Origin of the sequence: Rathayibacter sp. VKM Ac-2857, from assembly GCF_013205025.1 — a bacterium.
Lineage (GTDB): Bacteria > Actinomycetota > Actinomycetes > Actinomycetales > Microbacteriaceae > Rathayibacter.
The window spans coordinates 345445-365167 of sequence record NZ_JABMLE010000004.1; the positions used below are offsets into that span (position 1 = coordinate 345445).

Below are 19723 nucleotides of genomic sequence, written 5' to 3' on the forward strand. Positions count from 1 at the left end.
CGCCCGGGCCGGGCGTCAGGCGGGTGCGCTCGGGCTGAGCACGTCGTCCAGGTCGGACTGCAGGTCGGCGTCGACGACGACCACGTCGCCGGAGTCGTCGACCGCGACGATCTGCAGGGCGCCGTCGACGATCGCGAAGTCGTGCCGCGAGCCGTTGCCGACGGTGGTGCCCTGGGCGGGCAGCTCGTCCTCGCTGAGGGCGCGGAGCAGGCTGCCGATGACGGCGCCGTGCGTCGCGACGATCACGCGCTGCTCCGGGAAGCGCTCGGCGATCTCGAGCAGCGCGGCCGTGGCGCGCTCGACGACCTGGGCGCGGGTCTCGCAGCCGGGGATGCGGGCGCCCTCGATGCCGCCGGGGAAGAGCTCGCGGAGCTCGTCGCCGGTCATGCCCTCGGCCTCGCCGTAGGCGCGCTCGGCGACGCCCTCGACGACCTCGGGCTCGGGCAGGCCGAGACCGCGGGCGATGATCGCCCCGGTCTCGTGCGCGCGCTGGAGCGGGCTGGCGACGACGACGTCCCAGTCGCGCTCGCGCAGCAGCCGGGCGGCGGCGCGGGCCTGCGAGCGGCCGGTGTCGTTGAGCGGGATGTCGCTCGCGCCCTGGATGCGGCGGGCGGCGTTCCAGTCGGTCTGGCCGTGCCGGACGAGGGTGAGCTGGGTCACGAGGGCCTCTCGGGTGGTGGGGGAGCGGTGGGTCAGCGCGACGGGAGGCGCTCGGCGAGGGCGCGGAGGACCTCGCTCGTGCCGCCGTCGATCTTGATGCCGGCCCGGGAGTCGCCCTTGGTGGTGCCGCGGTTGACGATGACGATCGGCATCTTCGCGCGCCGGGCGATCTCGAGGAAGCGGATGCCGGAGTTGACGACGAGGGAGGAGCCGGCCACGAGCAGCGCGTCGGCGCCCGCGACGATGGCGCGCGCCTCCTCGAACCGCTCGGTCGGGATGAACTCGCCGAAGAAGACGATGTCGGGCTTGAGGATGCCGCCGCAGACCGTGCACTCGGGGACGGTCATCGCGGAGACGTCGTGCACCTCGGCGTCGCCGTCGGGGTTGAGCGAGGAGATGTCGGGATCGTCGAGCCAGGGGTTGAGCGCCTCGATGCGCTCGGCGATCGCGTCGCGGGCGAAGTACTGGCCGCAGGTCATGCAGCGGACGCGGTCGGCGGAGCCGTGCAGGTCGACCACGCGCTGGGAGCCGGCGCGCACGTGCAGGCCGTCGACGTTCTGGGTGACGACGCCGGTGAGCAGGCCGCGCTCCTCGAGCCGGGCGAGGGCGCGGTGGCCGTCGTTGGGCAGCGTGGCGGTGAAGCGGCGCCAGCCGAGCTGGCTGCCGGCCCAGTAGCGGCGGCGGTAATCGGGGTCGGCGACGAACTGGGAGTAGGTCATCGGGCTGCGGACGGGGGCTCCCGCGCCGCGGTAGTCGGGGATGCCGGAGTCGGTGCTGACGCCCGCGCCGGTGACGGCGGCGATGCGGCGGCCGGCGAGGAGCTCGACGGTGCGGTCGAGGGCGGCGGAGCGCTGGTCGTCGGCCCGCTGCAGATCGGCCTCGGCGGCCTGCTCGGCGTTCGGCTCGGCGGCCTGCTCGTCCTCGGCCCTGCGGCCGTCGGCGATCGGTGTCGGACCCGACTCCATCCACGCCTCCCTCGGACACCCGCGCACGCGGGCACTCCATCCGCCAGTTTAGACCGCGCCGTGCCCTAGGGTGCCGGGATGCCGATCGTGCACATCGAGGACCTCGACCACCCGCTCCTGGCCGACTACCACCGCCTGACCGACGTCGCGCTGCGCCGGGTGCTCGAGCCCGAGGGCGGGCTCTACATCGCGGAGTCGTCGAAGGTGATCGTCCGCGCGCTCGACGCCGGGCACGTGCCGAAGTCGGTGCTGGTGCAGGAGAAGCGGCTCCCGGACGCGGCGGAGGTGCTCGAGCGCTTCCCGGACGTACCGGTGTTCGTCGGGCCGGACGCGGTGATCGAGGAGCTGACCGGGTTCCACCTGCACCGCGGGGCCCTCGCGTCGATGCGGCGACCGGAGCTGCCGTCGATGGCGTCGCTGCTGCGGGACGCGCGGCTCGTCGTCATCCTCGAGGACCTGGTCGACCACACGAACGTCGGCGCCGTCTTCCGCGCGGCGGCGGGGATGGGCGCCGACGCGGTGCTGGTCACGCCGCGCTGCGCGGATCCGCTCTACCGGCGGAGCGTGCGGGTGAGCATGGGGACGGTGCTGCAGGTGCCGTGGACGCGGACGCCGGAGTGGGGGCCGGCGCGGGCCGAGCTGCTGGCGGCCGGCTTCTCGGTCGCGGCGCTCGCGCTCGCGCCGGACGCGGTGCCGCTGGACGAGTACGCGGCTTCGCGGCCCGAGCGCGTCGCGATCGTGCTGGGCGCGGAGGGGGACGGGCTGAGCCGGGCGGCGCTGGACGCGGCCGACACGGTGGTGACCATCCCGATGCTGCACGGGGTCGACTCGCTGAACGTGGCTTCGGCGAGCGCCGTCGCGCTCTGGGCGCTGACGCGCGGGCGCTGAGCTGAGGGCGCTGAGCCGTCTGCTCTGAGCCGTCTGCTCTGAACCGACGGCGCGGAACGGCGGGCGGCTGCCCCGCGCCGCCTCCGGGGTGCCCGGCGGCGCGCCGCCTACGATGACCGGGTGACTTCTCCGACGCGCCCCGACCGCTCGCCGATCGACGTCGTGGGCAGCGTCACCGCTCCTGAGGCGGCAGCCGCGCCCCGGCGGCGCCGGCCCCGTCCGCTCGCGGTCATCGGCGTCGTCCTCGCGGCGGTGCTCGTCAGTGCGAGCGGTGCGTATGCGGCGAACGCGGCCGGTGCCGAGCTGCCCGTCGCGACAGCGGTCGTGCAGGAGACGCCGCCCACGGTGATCGACGCACCCGCGGTCGCGTGGCCGTCCTACGGGGCCGGGGCGATCTCGGCGGTGGGCGTGCAGGGGCCGGCGGCGGGCGGGATGCTCGCCAGCTACGGCTCGACCGGGCAGCTGCCGATCGGCAGCATCGCGAAGGTCGTCACGGCGCTGGTGGTGCTGTCGGCGAAGCCGATCGCGGAGGGGACCGACGGCGAGACGATCGCGTTCACGAGTACCGACGTCGGCTACTACAACGACTCCGTCGCCGAGAACGGCTCGGTCGCGCCGGTCTCCGCCGGACTGGAGCTGACGGAGCGCGAGGCGCTGACCGTGCTGATGCTGCCCTCCGCCAACAACTACGCGAAGTCGCTCGCCGTCTGGGCCTTCGGCTCGGAGGAGGGCTATCTGGCCGCCGCCCGCACCTGGCTGGACGAGCGCGGGCTCACCGGCACCGTGGTGGCGGACACCAGCGGGCTGTCGCCGGCGACGGTCAGCACGACGCTCGAGATGGTGGTGCTCGGCGAGCTGCTGATCGGCGACCCGGTGCTGGCGCCGATCGTGGCGATGCCGTCCGCGGTGATCCCGGGAGTGGGGACGGTCGAGAACACGAACACGCTGCTGGGGCAGGCCGGGGTGGACGGGATCAAGACGGGGACGACCGACGAGGCCGGCGCGTGCCTGCTGTTCTCGCTCGACGCGACGGTCGAGGGACGGCCGGTCACGATGGTCGGCGTCGTGGTGGGGGCGCGGACGCACCCGCAGCTCGCGGCGGACGTCCTGACGCTGATCCCGACCGTCGAGGCGGGCTTCCGGACGGTGACGCTGACGGAGGAGGGGCAGGACTTCGGCAGCTACACCAGCGCGTGGGGGGAGTCGGCGGTCGCCGAGAGCGGCGAGGCGCAGTCGCTGCTCGTCTGGGGAGCGACCACCGTCACCACCAGCGTGTCGCTCGACCCGGTCGAGGTCGTCGCGGACGGGCAGGAGGTCGGGACCGTGAACGTTGACGTCAACGGGCAGGCGTATCCGGTGCCGCTCGTCGCGGACGGGACGATCGAGGACCCGGGCTTCGGCTGGCGCGTCACGAATCCGGGCGAGCTGTTCGGGTAGACGGGTCTCGAGACGCCGCTGCGCTCGACCAGGAGAGATGAGGAGCGCGTCTGCGACGCGTGCAGCTTCTTTGCTGATCGAGTAGCCCTCGGAGAGGGCGTATCGAGATCCGCCGTTCTCAGCAGGGTGGGTCTCGATACGCCGCTGCGCGGCTACTGGACCAGCATGAAGGCGAGGGACGCGTCTGCGACGCGTGCAGCATTTTTGCTGATCGAGTAGCCCGCGCAGCGGGCGTATCGAGCGGAGGGGGCGCCTTCGGCGCCAGCGCAGCGCGGGGAAGAGGCCGCCGTTCATGCGGTGGTGGGTCTCGATACGCCCCTGCGGGGCTACTCGACCAGCATGTCTGCGGGCGTCTCTTCCAAGTAGATCCACCACCGTCAGAACGCGAGTCTGCGGACCCGCCCTGCTGGTGACGTCGGGTCTCGATACGCCCCTGCGGGGCTACTCGACCAGCATGTAACGGCGCAGCCGCGTCCTTCCCTCACCACCGAGACGCGAAGCGGCTTCGCCGCTCGATACGCCGCTGCGCGGCTACTCGACCAGCATGCAGCGGCGCGGCTCCGCGACCAGCAGGGGCCGCCTACGAGTCGGCGTCGTCGACGACGATGCGGACGCCGGCCGTTGCGATGTCAGCGGCGACCTCCTCCGGGGTCGCGTTGCCGGGGACGGGGGTGCCGGGGATCGACTCGGGTGGGCGCTGCAGGTAGGGGCCGGCGTCCGGTCGCTTGGCGGTGATGAAGTCGCCGGAGGACTGGTGGCGCACCCGGCGCAGCACCCACGGGACGAGGTACTCGCGGGCCCACTTCGCGTCCTCACGGCGGGCGGCGCGCCAGGTCGGCGTCGGCGCCGGCTCCGGAGCGAACGGGCGGAGCGAGTTCTCGACGTTGAGCGCCTTCAGCACCATCCGCGCCACCTCGTGGTGGCCGTGCGGGTTGAGGTGCAGCCGGTCCGGCGCCCACATCCGCACGTCCTGGATCTCCTGCAGCGACCACTGGTCGGCGACGATGCAGTCGTAGCGCTCGGCGAGCGCGCGGAGGTTCTCGTTGAAGATGGCCACCTTGCCGCGGATCCGCCCGAACACGGGGGAGAAGCTGACGTCGACGCCGGTGAAGAGCACCACCGTCGCGCCGTCGGAGCGCAGTCGCGCCAGGCCCTCCTCGAAGCGGCGGGCGATGTCGTCCGGGTCGGTGCCGGGGCGGATGACATCGTTGCCGCCGGCGGAGATCGTGATCAGGTCCGGGCGAAGCGCGAGAGCCGGCTCGATCTGCTCGTCGACGATCTGCTGCAGCAGCCGACCCCGCACGGCGAGGTTCGCGTAGGCGAAGTCGTCGTTCTGGCTGCCGAGCACCTCCGCGACGCGGTCGGCCCAGCCGCGGTGACCGCCGGGGCTGGAGGGCTCGGGATCGCCGATCCCCTCGGTGAAGGAGTCGCCCAGGGCGACGTAGCGGGACCACGGATGACGCTGCTCGACCATCCCTCCATTCTGCGCTCCGAGCGCACGGACGGAGTCCGTCGCCCGGACGATCCCGACACGCCGGGGCCTCGCCCGCGGGTGCGCGGACCGGCGCTCGGCGTCGGAGGTGTCGGCTAGCCTCGGTCCACGTGAACAGTCCCTCGAACTTCGGTCATCAGGTCGGCACCTCCGCCGCGGAGCACCTGTCCCCGTCGTTCCCCGGCAGGGCGCCGTGGGGCACCGCGAACAAGCTGCGGGCCTGGCAGGCGGAGGCCCTCGAGGCCTACTTCCAGCACGAGCCGCGGGACTTCCTCGCGGCCGCGACGCCCGGCGCCGGCAAGACGACGTTCGCCCTCCGCCTGGCCGCCGAGCTGCTGCACAACCGAACCGTCGACCGCATCACCGTGGTCGCGCCGACCGAGCACCTCAAGCGCCAGTGGGCCGAGGCGGCGCACCGCGTCGGCATCCGGCTCGACCCCACCTTCACCAACCGGATGGGCCGGCACGCCAAGCACTACCACGGCGTCGCGGTCACCTACGCGCAGGTCGCCGTGCGGCCCGAGCTGCACCGCGAGCTGACCCTCTCCGGCCGCTCGCTGGTCATCCTCGACGAGGTGCACCACGGCGGCGACGCGCTGAGCTGGGGCGACGCGATCCGCGAGGCCTTCGAGCCGGCCGCCCGGCGGCTCTCGCTCACCGGGACGCCGTTCCGCTCCGACACCGCGCCGATCCCGTTCGTCAGCTACCTGCCCGATCAGGAGGGCATCCGCACCTCGCTGACCGACTACGCCTACGGCTACGGCCGCGCGCTCGCCGACGGCGTCGTCCGGCCGGTGCTCTTCATGGTCTACGCGGGCCAGATGCGCTGGAAGTCGAAGGCCGGCGACGAAATGGAGGCGCGGCTCGGCGAGGGCAACACCAAGGACATCACCTCGCAGGCCTGGCGCACGGCGCTCGACCCCAAGGGGGAGTGGATCCCCTCCGTCCTCCGCGCCGCGAACACGCGGCTGACCGAGGTGCGCCGCGGGATCCCGGACGCGGGCGGTCTCGTCATCGCGACCGACCACTACGCGGCGCGCGCCTACGCGGCGATGCTCCGCGAGATCAGCGGCCAGCCCGTCACCGTCGTCCTCTCCGACGAGAAGGAGGCGAGCGACCGGATCGAGGAGTTCTCGAAGGGCGACAGTCGGTGGATGGTCGCCGTGCGGATGGTGTCCGAGGGCGTCGACGTGCCTCGCCTGGCCGTGGGCGTCTACGCCACCTCCGCCTCGACACCGCTGTTCTTCGCGCAGGCGATCGGGCGCTTCGTACGGGCCCGGCGCCGCGGCGAGACCGCGTCGATCTTCCTGCCGAACGTGCCGGGGCTGCTCGCGCTCGCCGGCTCGATGGAGCAGCAGCGCGACCACGCCCTCGACCGCCGCGTCTCGGACGACGAGGAGTACCCCGAGGCCGACCTGATGGCCGACGCGGAGCGCGAGGCCAAGGCGTCCTCCGACCTGCTCGAGGAGGGCCGCTTCGAGTCGCTCGGCTCGGCCGCCACCTTCGACCGCGTCATGTACGAGGGCGCGGAGTTCGGCATGGAGGTGGAGGTCGAGAGCGAGGAGGAGCTCGACTTCATCGGCCTCCCCGGTCTGCTCGAGCCGGACCAGGTGCGCGAGCTGCTGCAGCACCGCCAGCAGCGGCAGGCCAAGCGCGCGGGCGGGCGCGCCGGCGCTCACGGCGCGCAGGCTCCGGTGGAGGCGAAGGAGAGCGAGATCCCCGCGCCGCTCTACCGCACGCTCAAGGAGCAGCGCAGCCTGCTCAACTCGCTCGTCGGGCTGTGGGCCCGCAACACGGGGGAGACCCACGGCCAGGTGCACACCGAGCTGCGCCGGCTCTGCGGCGGGCCGGCGGTGGCGCAGGCGAGCGTGACGCAGCTGCAGGCGCGGATCGATCTGCTGCGGAAGCGGATCGGCTCGCACTGAGCCCGACGGGCCTCCGTCACTACTGGATGCGCGGCACCGGGTCCAGCCCTCGCCGCGGAGGCGCGGGGTCCGTACTGTCTGAGCGTGGCCTCCCCGGCAGCGCGGGAGGAGCCTCTCGCTAAGCTGGGCAGTCGGTCCGTCGCGAAGGTGACGGACCATCACCCCCCGACGTCGGGCATCCGCAGACCGCCCGTCGGCCTCCCCCGGATCGCCCGAGACCAGAACTCAGAGGAGTCTCGTGGAGACCTGGCCCGGAACCGCCTACCCCTTGGGCGCCACCTTCGATGGAAGCGGCACGAACTTCGCCCTCTTCAGCGAGGCCGCCGAGCGCGTCGAGCTGTGCCTCTTCGAGGAGGACGGCACCGAGACGCGTGTCGAGGTGCTCGAGTCGGACGCCTACGTCTGGCACTGCTACCTCCCGCAGGTCCAGCCCGGCCAGCGCTACGGCTACCGCGTCCACGGCGCGTACGACCCGGCCGGCGGACACCGCTGCAACCCGAACAAGCTGCTGCTCGACCCCTACGCGAAGGCCGTCTCGGGCGAGATCGACTGGGACCAGTCGCTCTTCTCGTACACCTTCGGCGACCCGGACTCGACCAACGACGAGGACTCGGCGCCGCACATGATGATGGGCGTCGTCATCAACCCGTTCTTCGACTGGGCCGGCGACCGCCGTCCGCGCACCTCGTACGACAGCACCGTGATCTACGAGGCGCACGTGAAGGGGCTCACCAAGAGCCACCCCGACGTGCCCGAGGAGCTGCGCGGCACCTACGCCGGCGTCGCGCACCCCGCCGTGATCGCGCACCTCAAGCACCTCGGCATCACCGCGCTCGAACTGATGCCGGTGCACCAGTTCGTCAACGACTCGACGCTGATCGAGAAGGGCCTCTCGAACTACTGGGGCTACAACACGATCGGCTTCTTCGCCCCGCAGAACACCTACGGCGCCACCGGCGACCTGGGCCAGCAGGTCCAGGAGTTCAAGAGCATGGTGAAGGCGCTGCACGCCGCCGGCATCGAGGTCATCCTCGACGTGGTCTACAACCACACCGCGGAGGGCAACCACCTCGGCCCGACGCTGTCGTTCCGCGGCATCGACAACGAGGCCTACTACCGCCTGGTCGACGACGACAAGCGCTACTACATGGACTACACCGGCACCGGCAACACCCTGAACGTGCGCCACCCGCACTCGCTGCAGCTGATCATGGACTCGCTGCGCTACTGGGTGACCGAGATGCGCGTCGACGGCTTCCGCTTCGACCTCGCCTCGGCGCTGGCCCGCGAGTTCTACGACGTCGACCGGCTCTCCACCTTCTTCGAGCTCGTCCAGCAGGACCCGGTGGTCTCGCAGGTCAAGCTGATCGCCGAGCCCTGGGACGTCGGCCCCGGCGGCTACCAGGTCGGCAACTTCCCGCCGCAGTGGACGGAGTGGAACGGCAAGTACCGCGACACCGTCCGCGACTTCTGGCGGGGCGAGCCCTCGACGCTGGGTGAGTTCGCCTCGCGGCTCACCGGCTCGGCCGACCTCTACGCGCGCTCCGGCCGCTACCCGGTCGCGTCGATCAACTTCGTCACCGCCCACGACGGCTTCACCCTGCGCGACCTCGTCTCCTACAACGAGAAGCACAACGACGCCAACGGCGAGGACGGCAACGACGGCGAGTCGCACAACCGCTCCTGGAACCACGGCGCCGAGGGCCCCACCGACGACCCGAAGGTGCTCGGTCTGCGCGCCCGCCAGCAGCGCAACTTCCTCGCGACGATGCTGATCTCGCAGGGCGTGCCGATGATCCTGCACGGCGACGAGCTCGGCCGCACGCAGAACGGCAACAACAACACCTACGCCCAGGACAGCGAGCTGACCTGGATCGACTGGGAGAAGGCGGACAAGCCCCTGGTCGAGTTCACGGCGGCGCTGATCCGCCTCCGCGCCGAGCACCCGACCTTCCGCCGCGGTCGCTTCTTCGACGGTCGCCCCGTCCTCCGCGGCACCGGCGAGCCGCTGCCCGACATCGTCTGGTTCAAGGCCGACGGCACCGAGATGACGCCGTCGGACTGGGACTCGGGCCTGGACCGCTCGGTCGGCATCTACCTCAACGGCAACGGGATCCGCGAGCGCGACGAGCGCGGCCAGCCGGTCGTCGACGACAGCTTCCTGCTCTACTTCAACGCCGACGACGTGGACGTGGAGTTCACGATCCCGAGCGACGAGTACGCCCTCGAGTGGGCCGTCCTGGTCGACACCGCCGGAGCGGAGGCCGACTCGGTCCCGCGTCCCGCCGGCGCGCTCCTCACCGTGCAGGCGAAGTCGCTCGTGATCCTCCAGGAGCACAGCGCCCCCGAGCCCGAGGTCGACCACTCGGTCGCCGCCTCGCTGGCCTCGCTCGCCGCCACCTCGGCGATCCCGATCATCACCACCACGGGCCACACCAGCCCCCACGAGGAGTCGACCGACTCCGCGACCGCCCCCTCGACAGGAGCCTGACGTTGCGACTGCCCGCTTCCACCTACCGACTCCAGATCCGCTCCGGCTTCGATCTCGACGAGGCCGCGACGGTGGCCGACTACGTGCGCTCCCTCGGCGCCGACTGGCTGTACTTCTCCCCGCTGCTGACGGCCGAGCCCGGCTCGGACCACGGCTACGACGTCGTCGACCACTCGCAGGTCGACCCGGCCCGCGGCGGCGGCGAGGGCCTCGCCCACGCCTCCGCGGCCGCGAAGAAGGAGGGCCTCGGCGTCCTCATCGACATCGTGCCGAACCACATGGGCGTCGCCACGCCGGTGGAGAACGCCTGGTGGTGGGACCTGCTCAAGCACGGGCGGGACTCCCGCTACGCCGAGGCGTTCGACATCGACTGGGCGGCGGGCGCGGGCAAGCTGCGCGTGCCGATCCTGGGCGACGGGGCCTCCGAAGGCGACAGCGAGAGCGAGCTGGACGCGCTCGAGGTGGTCGGCGACGAGCTGCACTACTACGAGAACCGCCTGCCGATCGCGCCCGGCACCGCCGAGCCCGGCGACTCCGGCCGCACCGTGCACGCCCGGCAGAGCTACGAGCTGGTCAACTGGCGCCGCGCCGACGCCGAGCTGAACTACCGCCGCTTCTTCGCGGTCAACACCCTCGCCGCGATCACGGTCGAGCGGCCCGAGGTCTTCGAGGCCTCGCACCGCGAGATCGTCCGCTGGTTCACCGAGGGTCTGGCCGACGGCCTGCGCGTCGACCACCCGGACGGCCTGGCCGACCCGGGCGGCTACCTGGACGACCTCGCCCGCGCCATCGACGGCGCGCCGGTCTGGGTCGAGAAGATCCTCGAGGGCGACGAGCAGCTGCCCGCGCACTGGGCGACCGTGGGCACCACCGGCTACGACGCGCTCGCCGACATCGACCGCATCCTCGTCGACCCCGACGCCCGTCCGGTGCTCGAGGGCCTGGACGCGGAGCTGGGCGACGGCGGAGAGCCGGTGGACTGGGCCGATCTGATCCACGACACCAAGCGCGGCATCGCCGACGGCATCCTCCGCTCCGAGGTGCTGCGCCTGGCCCGCCTGATCCCGCAGGTCGACGGCGCGGACGACGCGATCGCCGAGCTGCTCGCGACCTTCCCGGTCTACCGCAGCTATCTGCCCTACGGCGCCGAGCACCTCGAGCACGCGCGGCTCGACGCGCGGCACCGCCGCCCCGAGATCGCCGCGACGATCGACGAGGTCGCCGCGCTGCTCGAGGAGACCGGCACGCCGGTGTCCGTCCGCTTCCAGCAGACCTCCGGCATGGTGATGGCCAAGGGCGTCGAGGATACGGCGTTCTACCGCTACAGCCGCCTCACCTCGCTCAACGAGGTCGGCGCCGACCCGGACGAGTTCGCGATCGACCTGGAGGAGTTCCACCGCCGCCAGGGCGTCCGCCAGGCGTCCTTCCCGGCCTCGCTCACCACGCTGTCGACGCACGACACCAAGCGCGGCGAGGACACCCGCGCCCGCATCACCGCCCTCGCGGAGGACGCCGAGGCCTGGGCCGAGACGCTCCGCGAGCTGCACGGACTGGTCGGCTTCGGCGACGGGCCGGTCGAGCACCTGCTCTGGGAGGCGATCGTCGGATCGTGGCCCGCGTCGCGCGAGCGCCTGCACGCCTACGCCGAGAAGGCGTCGCGCGAGGCCGGCAGCTCGACGAAGTGGACCGAGCCGGACGAGGCGTTCGAGAAGCGGATGCACGCGGCCGTCGACGCCGCCTTCGACGACGCGGCCGTGCGCCGCCTGATCGAGGACACCGTGGCACGCGTCTCGGCCGACGGCTGGTCGAACAGCCTCTCGGCCAAGGTCGTGCAGCTCACCGCGCCGGGCATCCCGGACGTCTACCAGGGCAGCGAGCTGTGGGAGACCTCGCTCGTCGACCCCGACAACCGCCGCCCGGTCGACTTCGCTGAGCGCCGGGCGCTGCTCGAGCGGATCGACGGCGGCTGGCTGCCCGAGATCGACGCGGAGGGCGCGGCCAAGCTGCTCGTGACCTCGCGGGCCCTGCGCCTGCGCCGCGACCGGCCGGAGCTGTTCACGCGCTACGCCGCCGTCCCCGCCATCGGGCCGGCCGCCGAGCACGCGATCGCCTTCGACCGCGGCGGTGCGCTGACGGTCGCCACCCGCCTGCCCGCGCGCCTCGCGGCCGAGGGCGGCTGGGGCGAGACCCTGATCGTCCTGCCCGGGCACCCGGTCGAGGACGTCCTCACCGGGCGCACCTTCGCCGGCGGACCGACCGCCGTCTCGGAGATCCTCGGCGGCGGCTACCCGGTCGCCCTGCTCGCGCCGGTCGTCTGACCCGCCGTCCGTCCTCCCTCCCGACCCGCTCGAACGACCCTGGAGAACCCCGTGATCAGCACCACGCCCTACCGCTACGCCCTGCCCGTCTCCGGACCCGAGCGCTTCGACGTGTGGGCGCCCGAGGCGGCCTCCGTCGAGCTCGCCCTGGGCGCGGGCGAGACGGTCGCGATGGCCCGCTTCGGCGACGAGGGCTGGTGGCGGGTCTCCGGGTCGGTCGCCGCGACCGGCGAGGTCGACTACGGCTACCTGGTGGACGGCAAGGGGCCGTTCCCGGACCCGCGCTCGCGCCGCCAGCCCGGGGGAGTGCACGAGCTGTCCCGCAGCTACGACCCGAGCGCGTTCGAGTGGGCCGACCAGGCCTGGACCGGCCGCCAGCTGGCCGGTGCCGTGATCTACGAGCTGCACATCGGCACCTTCACGCCCGAGGGCACGCTCGACTCGGCCGCGGGCCGGCTCGAGCACCTGCGCTCGATCGGCGTCGACTTCATCGAGATCCTCCCGGTCAACGCGGTGAACGGCACGCACAACTGGGGCTACGACGGCGTCCTCTGGTACGCCGTCTCGGAGGCCTACGGCGGACCGGAGGCGTACCAGCGCTTCGTCGACGCGGCGCACCGCGCGGGCCTGGGCATCGTTCAGGACGTGGTCTACAACCACCTCGGCCCGAGCGGGAACTACCTGCCCGAGTTCGGCCCGTACCTGAAGAACGAGAAGGCCAACACCTGGGGCAGCTCGATCAATCTCGACGGGGAGGGCTCGGACGTCGTCCGCGGCTACATCCTCGACAACGCGCTGATGTGGCTGCGCGACTACCACGTCGACGCCCTGCGGCTCGACGCGGTGCACGCCCTCTCGGACGAGCGCGCCGTGCACGTGCTCGAGGAGATGGCCGCCGAGGTGGCCGTGCTCTCGGCCGACGTCGGGCGCCCGCTGACCTTGATCGCGGAGTCCGACCTCAACGACCCGAAGCTGATCACCCCGCGCGAGGCGGGCGGCTACGGGCTCGACGCGCAGTGGAGCGACGACTTCCACCACGCCGTGCACGTCGCCCTCACCGGCGAGACGACCGGCTACTACGAGGACTTCGCTCCGCTCGGCGCGCTCGGCAAGGTCCTCACCCGCGGCTTCTTCCACGACGGCACCCTCTCGACGTTCCGCGGCCGGCACCACGGCCGTCCGATCGACACCGAGCGGATGCCGACCTGGCGCCTCGTGGTCTGCAGCCAGAACCACGACCAGATCGGCAACCGGGCGATCGGCGACCGGCTGACCGCGACGCTCGACGAGGGACGCCTCGCGATCGCCGCGGCCCTGATGCTGCTCGGCCCGTTCACCCCGATGCTCTTCATGGGCGAGGAGTGGGCGGCGTCGACCCCGTGGCAGTTCTTCACCTCGCACCCGGAGAAGGATCTGGGCGAGGCGACCGCGAAGGGGCGCATCGAGGAGTTCGCGAAGATGGGCTGGGACCCGGAGGTCGTGCCCGACCCGCAGGACCCCGAGACCTTCGAGCGCTCCAAGCTCGACTGGTCCGAGGCGGAGGAGGGCCGCGGCGCGCGGATCCTCGCCGTCTACCGCGAGCTGGCGGCGCTGCGCCGCCGGTTCCCCGAGCTGACCGACCCGCGCTTCGGCTCGGTCCGGGTCGAGCTCGACGAGGACGAGCGCTGGCTCACCCTCGGTCGCGGCCGGGTGACCATCGCGATCAACGTCGGCGAGGCGTCGGCCCGGGTCCCGCTGCCCGAGGTGGCGGAGTCGCTCCTGGCCGTGGGCGAGTACGCGGTCCAGCCAGGCGACACCGAGGTCGACCTCGGCGCGTCCTCGCTGCTGATCACCCTCAGCGACGCCGAGTAGCCGCCGGTCGCGCGCCGGTCCGAGTGGAATCGGGCCGGCGCGCTCCTCTGCCCGCGCCCTCTGCCCGCGCACTCCGCCGCTCACCTCAGGTCCTTCAGCGAGCCGGCACGGAGTGCTCCGCGTCGGCGATGATCCGCACGCCGTCGTCGTGCACGAGCAGCAGGGCACGCAGCGGCATCGCACGCCGGTGGCAGGCGGCGCTGAGCTGCCGGGCGAGCACCCGGTCGGTCTCGCCGAGGAACGCGCGCCCCGGCCGTTCGAGCGCGAAGGCGATCGAGCCGACGTCGTGGTGGGCCAGGGCCTTGGCGAGCGTCGCGACGATGCGCTCGGTCTTCTCCTCGTCGGGGTGCACGGGCAGGCCGTCCACCGGGTAGAGGATCGGCAGCTGGTACCCGGCCCGGTCGAGCAGGATCGGCCAGAGCGCGCGCCGGTAGGCGGGCCCGATGAGCGAGGAGACGCGCTCGCGCAGGTCCCGGTCGTCGCGCAGCGGCACGTCGAGCGCCGAGGGGTGGAGGGCGTGGTCCGTGTTCGTCATGGTGTCGCTTTCTCGCGGGTGATGCGGGCGCGGAAGCGCTCGCGGTGCTGGGGCGGTCGTGGTCCGACGGGCGGTCATCGGAAGTTGCGGGCGGTGGTCCGGGCGGTGACCGACAGCGCCTCGAACCGGTCGGCGAGGAGGTTGGTCACCCCTTCTTCGGAGCGCTCGAGGATCCCGCGGATGAGCAGTGCAGGAGCCTCGCGCGCGGTGCGCCGGTAGCGGTTCCATACTCCGACGGAGCAGATGACGTTGAGAATCCCGTGCTCGTCCTCGAGGTTCATGAAGGTCACTCCGGCGGCTGTGGAGGGGCGTTGGCGGTGGATCACGACCCCGCCGACCTCGATCCGGGTACCCGAGGGGGTGCCGGGGAGGTCGGCGGTGGACCGCGCTCCCCGCCGGATGAGGCTCTCGCGCAGGTGCCGGAGAGGGTGGTCGTCGGGCGAGATCCCGGTGGCCCAGAAGTCGAAGACGACCCGCTCCTGCGCCGAGAGCATCGGCAGCAACGGCGGCTGGACGGCGACGATCGAGTCGGGGAGGAACTCCTGGCGGTCCGCGGCCGCGGAGCCCGCCTCCCAGAGCGCCTGGCGGCGCTGGAGTCCGAGGGAGTCGAACGATCCGGCGGCGCCGAGCGCCTCGAGCTGGGTCGCGTTCAGGCCGGCGCGGCGCGAGAGGTCGGCCATGCTCGCGTAGGGGCCGCCGCGCTCCCGCTCGGCGACGATGTGCTCGGCCAGCGCGGTACCGATGCCCTTGACCCCGGCGAGGCCGAGTCGGATGACGAAGCCGGCGTCGCGGCGGTGGTCGTCGGTGTCGAAGTGCTGCGACCGGTCGAAGAGGCCCGTCGGCGCCTGCTCGGCCCGGACGCAGGAGTCCTGCCCGTGCGGTGCCCCGCCCCGCCGCCGCGCAGGCGGGCCGTCGAGCGCCTCGAGCCCGGGATGCGGGAGCGAGCGGTTGACGTCGGGCGACTCGACGCGGACACCGTGCCGGCGGGCGTCGGCGACCAGGGTGTGCGGGGCGTAGAAGCCCATCGGCTGGGCCCGGAGCAGCGCCGCGGTGAAGGCGGCGGGGTAGTGCAGGCGCAGCCAGGCGCTGGCGTAGACCAGCAGCGCGAAGCTGATCGCATGGCTCTCGGCGAAGCCGAAGTTGGCGAAGGCCTGGATCCGGCGGTAGATGTCGTCGGCGACCTCGTCGGTGATCCCGTTGCGGGCCATGCCGGCGTAGAGCCGCTCCCGGAGCGACTCGATCTTCTCGGTGCCGCGCTTGGAGCCCATCGCGCGGCGCAGCAGGTCCGCGTCCTCCGCGTTGCAGTCGCCGACCGCCACCGCGACCTGCATCAGCTGCTCCTGGAACAGCGGCACGCCGAGGGTGCGCTTGAGCGGCGTGACGAGCAGGGGGTGCTGGTAGGTGACCGGCTCCTCGCCGAGCTTCCGGCGGATGTAGGGGTGCACCGCGCCGCCCTGGATCGGACCGGGGCGGATCAGCGCCACCTCGATCACCAGGTCGTAGAAGCGCCGCGGCTGGAGCCGGGGAAGGGTGCCCATCTGCGCGCGGCTCTCGACCTGGAACACCCCGATGGAGTCGGCCCGGCAGAGCTGGTCGTAGACGCCCTTCTCCTCGCGCGGAATCGTCGAGAGGTCCCACTTCTCGCCGACGTGCTCGGCGACGAGGTCGAAGGTGTACTGCAGGGCGGCGAGCATCCCCAGCCCGAGCAGGTCGAACTTGACCAGGCCCATCCAGGCGCAGTCGTCCTTGTCCCACTGCAGGACGGTGCGCTTCTCCATCCGTGCGGGCTCGATCGGGCAGACCTCGCCGACCGGCCGATCGGTGAGCACCATGCCGCCGGAGTGGATGCCCAGGTGCCGGGGCGTGCCGAGCACCTTCTTGGTCAGCGCGACGACGTCGTCCGGGATGTCGTGCTCGGGGCTCTCGGTGATCGAGCCCCAGTGCTCGATCTGCTTCGACCAGCCGTCCTGCTGCCCGGCGCTGTAGCCCAGCGCCTTCGCCATGTCGCGGACGGCGAACTTCGGCCGGTAGGTGATGACGTTCGCCACCTGCGCCGCGTTCAGCCGCCCGTACTTCTCGTAGACGTGCTGGATGACCTCCTCGCGCCGCTCGGAATCGAAGTCGACGTCGATGTCGGGCTCCTCGTCGCGGATGCTGGAGAGGAACCGCTCGAAGGGCAGCCCGTAGAAGATCGAGTCGACCGCGGTGATGCCGAGGACGTAGCAGACCGCCGAGTTGGCGGCCGAGCCGCGGCCCTGGCAGAGGATCCCGCGGCCCTTCGCGAAGTGCACGATGTCGTGGACGATGAGGAAGTAGCCGGGGAAGTCCTTGGCCTCGATCACCCCGAGCTCCTTCTCGAGGCGCTCGTGCACGTCCGAGTCGGCGCCCGGGTACTTCGCCGGCACCGCGAGCTGCACGAGGTGGCGCAGCCAGCTCATCGGGGTGTGGCCCTCCGGCACGTCCTGCCGGGGGAGCCGCGGGCGCACCCGGCCGAGCTCGAAGGCGATCTCGTCCGCGATCAGCACGGTGTTCTCGACCGAGCCGGGGTAGCGGGAGAAGCGCTCGGCCATCTCTGCGCCCGAGCGCAGGTGCGCACCGCCGGCGGCGGGCAGCCAGCCGTCCATCTCGTCGAGGCTCCGCCGGGCGCGGACCGCGGCCAGCGCCGTCTGCAGCGGGCGGTCCTCGGGTCGGGCGTAGTGCACGTTGCCGGTGGCGACGAGGCGCAGCCGCAGCCGCTCGGCGATGCCGGCGAGCTGGTCGTTGTGCAGCGAGGCGAGCGGGTCGCCGTGGTCGAAGAGCTCGACGAGGATGTTGCGGGCGCCGAAGAGGGCCACGAGCTCACGCACCTCCTCCTCGGCCGCCGCCTCGCCGCTCGCGACCAGTGCCTGCCGGACCGCGCCCTTGCGGCAGCCGGTCAGCACGATCCAGTGGCCGTCGGCCGCCCGGGCGAGCTCCTCGAGGTCGTAGCTCGGCTTGCCCTTCTCGGCACCGGCGAGCTGGGCGGTGGTGATCGCGCGGGCGAGCCGGTGGTAGCCCTCCTCCCGTCGGGCGAGGACGAGCAGGTGCGTCCCCTCGGGGTCGGCGACGCCGTTCTGCGGGGTGCGGAGCCCGAGCGAGAGCTCGGCGCCGAAGGCGGTGCGCACGCCGTGGTCCTGCGCGGCCTCGGCCATCCGGACGATCCCGTAGAGCCCGTCGTGATCGGTGAGGGCGAGCGTGTCGATGCCGAGGCGGACGGCCTCCTCGATCAGGTCCTCCGGCTTGCTGGCGCCGTCGAGGAAGCTGAAGTGCGAGTGCGCGTGCAGCTCGGCGTAGGGCACCTTCTCGTCCGGCGGACGGACGTCGGCGCCGGGCGTGTAGGCGGGGCGCTTGTGCGACCAGGCGGGGCTGTCGCCGCCGTCGCCGCGGACGGTCGTTCCGTCGCTTCGCGTCGTGCTGGAGAGACGGCGCTCGAACTCCGACCAGGGGATCGGGGGGTTGTTCCAGCCCATCGGGGGCTCCTTCGGTCTCGTGCTCGGGAGGATCGGATCGCGGCCTTCAGCGGCCGGGGGAGTCAGTCGTAGCGGGCCTCGGCCGCCCACTCGCCGTCGAGGCAGAGCAGCAGCCAGGCGACGCCGTCGGAGTCGACGACCTGGAAGCGGTCGTAGCGGACTGCTGTTCGCGCGTCCCACCAGCGCTCGTCGATCGGCCAGGGGCCGGCCCAGCCCGTCACCGGCTGCAGGCGGGCCTGCGAGGAGCCGGGCGCGAAGTAGGCGGGGACGGAGGTGAGCGAGCCGCGGTCGTCGACCGAGACCGGCTCGCCGCGGGGCCCGCGCACCAGGACCGCCGCCGGCTCGGCGAAGACCGTGGGCGGCAGGGGCGGCGGGAGCGCCCCGGGCCACGGCAGTCCGCGCGGCCGGGCGTCGCCGGGCTCCCTGTCCCCCCAGGGGATCAGGTGCTGCCGGTCGCGCAGCGACCGCCCCCCGCCCACTGACGCCGTCACGACGGCCTCGTGGCCGAGCATGCTCTGCACGCGGCTGAGACCGTGGTGCACCCGCTCCTCCGGAGCCGTGCCCCAGAGTCCCTGCTCGTGGTTCCCGATCGCGTCGACCGCCTCCGGCTCGACCGACAGCCGCGCGATCGGCGAGCCGAGCCCCGCGTCGATCGCGCCGTTGCCCTGGAGCTGCCAGCGCACGCGGTCGACGACGTCGCCGGGGGTGAACCAGCGCGGATGCAGCCAGCTGCGGGAGGACACCTCGCCGCGGTCGCTGACGACCTCGATCCTGATCGCGGTCGCCACCAGCTGCGCCCGGGTGAGCCCGGCGACGAACTCCTCCGCCGGGACGCGGAAAGCGAAGGCCGCCTGGTCGATCCGATCCAGCGGCGGCTCGAACTCGAGCACGCGGTCGAGCCGCTCGGGCGGGAGCCGCGGGACGACCGTCTCGGTCTCGGCGCCCGAGGCCAGCACGTGCGCGCGCGCCCCGTCGGGGCCGAAGCGCGCGGAGACGTCGTCGCGCGGCAGCTGCGCGAAGGCCCCGAGCGTCCGCACGCCCAGCCGGCGCAGCAGCGCGACGAGGTCCTCGCTCTTGCCGGCGGTACGGGTGCGCGCCGCCCCGACGGCCTCGGTCTCGAGCGCGTCGAGCGGCAGCGGTGCGAGGAAGGCGGCGCTCTCACCGGCGGGCACGATCGCCACCGCGAGGCCGGAGTGCTTGGCGGCGAGCTCGGAGGCGAAGAGGCCGTCGGCGATCCCTGCGCGCGCGAGGGGCACGCCCAGCTCGGTGAGCCGGCGCAGCACCGCCTCGGCCGCCGACTGCTCGCTGCCGTAGTAGCGGCGTGGCCCGCGGGCGCGGATCGCGCACAGCCCCGGCCGGATCAGCTGCACGCCCGGCGTGATCTCCTCCAGCGCCTGGACGAGCGGCTCGAAGGCCCGGTGGTCGAGCACGGGGTCGTAGGGCAGCACGGCGAGCCCGGTGCAGCGCGACTGCGCCTCGCGGATCCGCATGCCGCGGCGGACGCCCTCGGCCCGTGCCCCGGGGGAGCAGGCGAAGACACGGCTCTTCTCGGTGAGCGCGAGCGGGGTCTCCGCGTCGAGCCCGGCGTCCGCGGCGGCGGCCAGCAGGGGCCAGTCGGGGCACCAGACGAGGATCGTCCGGCGCAGCTCGAGTGCGCTTGCGGAACGGCTCAT

The 19723-nt window shown here is 72.8% G+C and carries 12 protein-coding genes; 6 read left to right on the forward strand and 6 right to left on the reverse strand.

Annotation, left to right across the window (positions count from 1 at the left end; translation table 11 throughout):
- Positions 1-15: 15 nt before the first annotated feature.
- Positions 16-660 (reverse strand): histidine phosphatase family protein, encoded by a 645-nt coding sequence (locus HQQ86_RS18480; RefSeq protein ID WP_164874486.1) that lies wholly within the window; start codon positions 658-660, stop codon positions 16-18.
- Positions 661-692: 32 nt separating this feature from the next.
- Positions 693-1625 (reverse strand): Sir2 family NAD-dependent protein deacetylase, encoded by a 933-nt coding sequence (locus HQQ86_RS18485; protein ID WP_173289817.1) that lies wholly within the window; start codon positions 1623-1625, stop codon positions 693-695.
- A 78-nt stretch (positions 1626-1703) separates the two neighbouring features.
- On the opposite strand from HQQ86_RS18485, the gene HQQ86_RS18490 reads away from it, so the two are divergent.
- Together HQQ86_RS18490 and HQQ86_RS18495 are read left to right on the forward strand one after the other, a co-directional pair.
- On the forward strand, positions 1704-2513 hold the full coding sequence (locus HQQ86_RS18490; RefSeq protein WP_173289819.1) for an RNA methyltransferase: 810 nt from the start codon (positions 1704-1706) through the stop codon (positions 2511-2513).
- Positions 2514-2633: 120 nt separating this feature from the next.
- Complete coding sequence (locus HQQ86_RS18495) at positions 2634-3950, forward strand: D-alanyl-D-alanine carboxypeptidase (RefSeq protein WP_173289820.1); 1317 nt, start codon at positions 2634-2636, stop codon at positions 3948-3950.
- A 580-nt stretch (positions 3951-4530) separates the two neighbouring features.
- Here HQQ86_RS18495 and HQQ86_RS18500 read toward each other — a convergent pair.
- Entirely contained in the window at positions 4531-5424 is an 894-nt protein-coding gene (locus HQQ86_RS18500) for an SGNH/GDSL hydrolase family protein (RefSeq protein WP_173289822.1), read from the reverse strand.
- A gap of 128 nt (positions 5425-5552) precedes the next feature.
- Between HQQ86_RS18500 and HQQ86_RS18505 the strand changes: the two genes are divergently transcribed.
- The 4 genes from HQQ86_RS18505 (at position 5553) to treZ (ending at position 14027) form a co-directional block, all read left to right on the forward strand.
- Positions 5553-7367 carry a DEAD/DEAH box helicase gene (locus tag HQQ86_RS18505; RefSeq protein ID WP_173289824.1) on the forward strand — a complete coding sequence of 605 codons (1815 nt, stop codon included), beginning with the start codon at positions 5553-5555 and terminating at the stop codon, positions 7365-7367.
- A gap of 238 nt (positions 7368-7605) precedes the next feature.
- The gene (gene glgX, locus HQQ86_RS18510; protein WP_173289826.1) at positions 7606-9858 is read left to right on the forward strand and encodes a glycogen debranching protein GlgX; all 2253 of its coding nucleotides are present in this window, start codon (positions 7606-7608) and stop codon (positions 9856-9858) included.
- 2 nt (positions 9859-9860) lie between these two features.
- Positions 9861-12176 (forward strand): malto-oligosyltrehalose synthase, encoded by a 2316-nt coding sequence (treY, locus tag HQQ86_RS18515; protein ID WP_173289828.1) that lies wholly within the window; start codon positions 9861-9863, stop codon positions 12174-12176.
- Positions 12177-12227: 51 nt separating this feature from the next.
- Positions 12228-14027, forward strand: coding sequence for a malto-oligosyltrehalose trehalohydrolase (gene treZ / locus HQQ86_RS18520; RefSeq protein WP_367948724.1), 1800 nt, complete (start codon positions 12228-12230; stop codon positions 14025-14027).
- Between the two features lie 94 nt (positions 14028-14121).
- On the opposite strand, the gene HQQ86_RS18525 is transcribed toward treZ, so the two are convergent.
- From HQQ86_RS18525 to HQQ86_RS18535, 3 genes are all read right to left on the reverse strand, one after another.
- Positions 14122-14562: a hypothetical protein gene (locus HQQ86_RS18525; protein ID WP_173289830.1), complete on the reverse strand. Its 441-nt coding sequence runs from the start codon at positions 14560-14562 to the stop codon at positions 14122-14124.
- Positions 14563-14636: 74 nt separating this feature from the next.
- Entirely contained in the window at positions 14637-18050 is a 3414-nt protein-coding gene (locus HQQ86_RS18530) for an error-prone DNA polymerase (RefSeq protein ID WP_173289832.1), read from the reverse strand.
- 62 nt (positions 18051-18112) lie between these two features.
- Positions 18113-19723: a DNA polymerase Y family protein gene (locus HQQ86_RS18535; protein ID WP_173289834.1), complete on the reverse strand. Its 1611-nt coding sequence runs from the start codon at positions 19721-19723 to the stop codon at positions 18113-18115.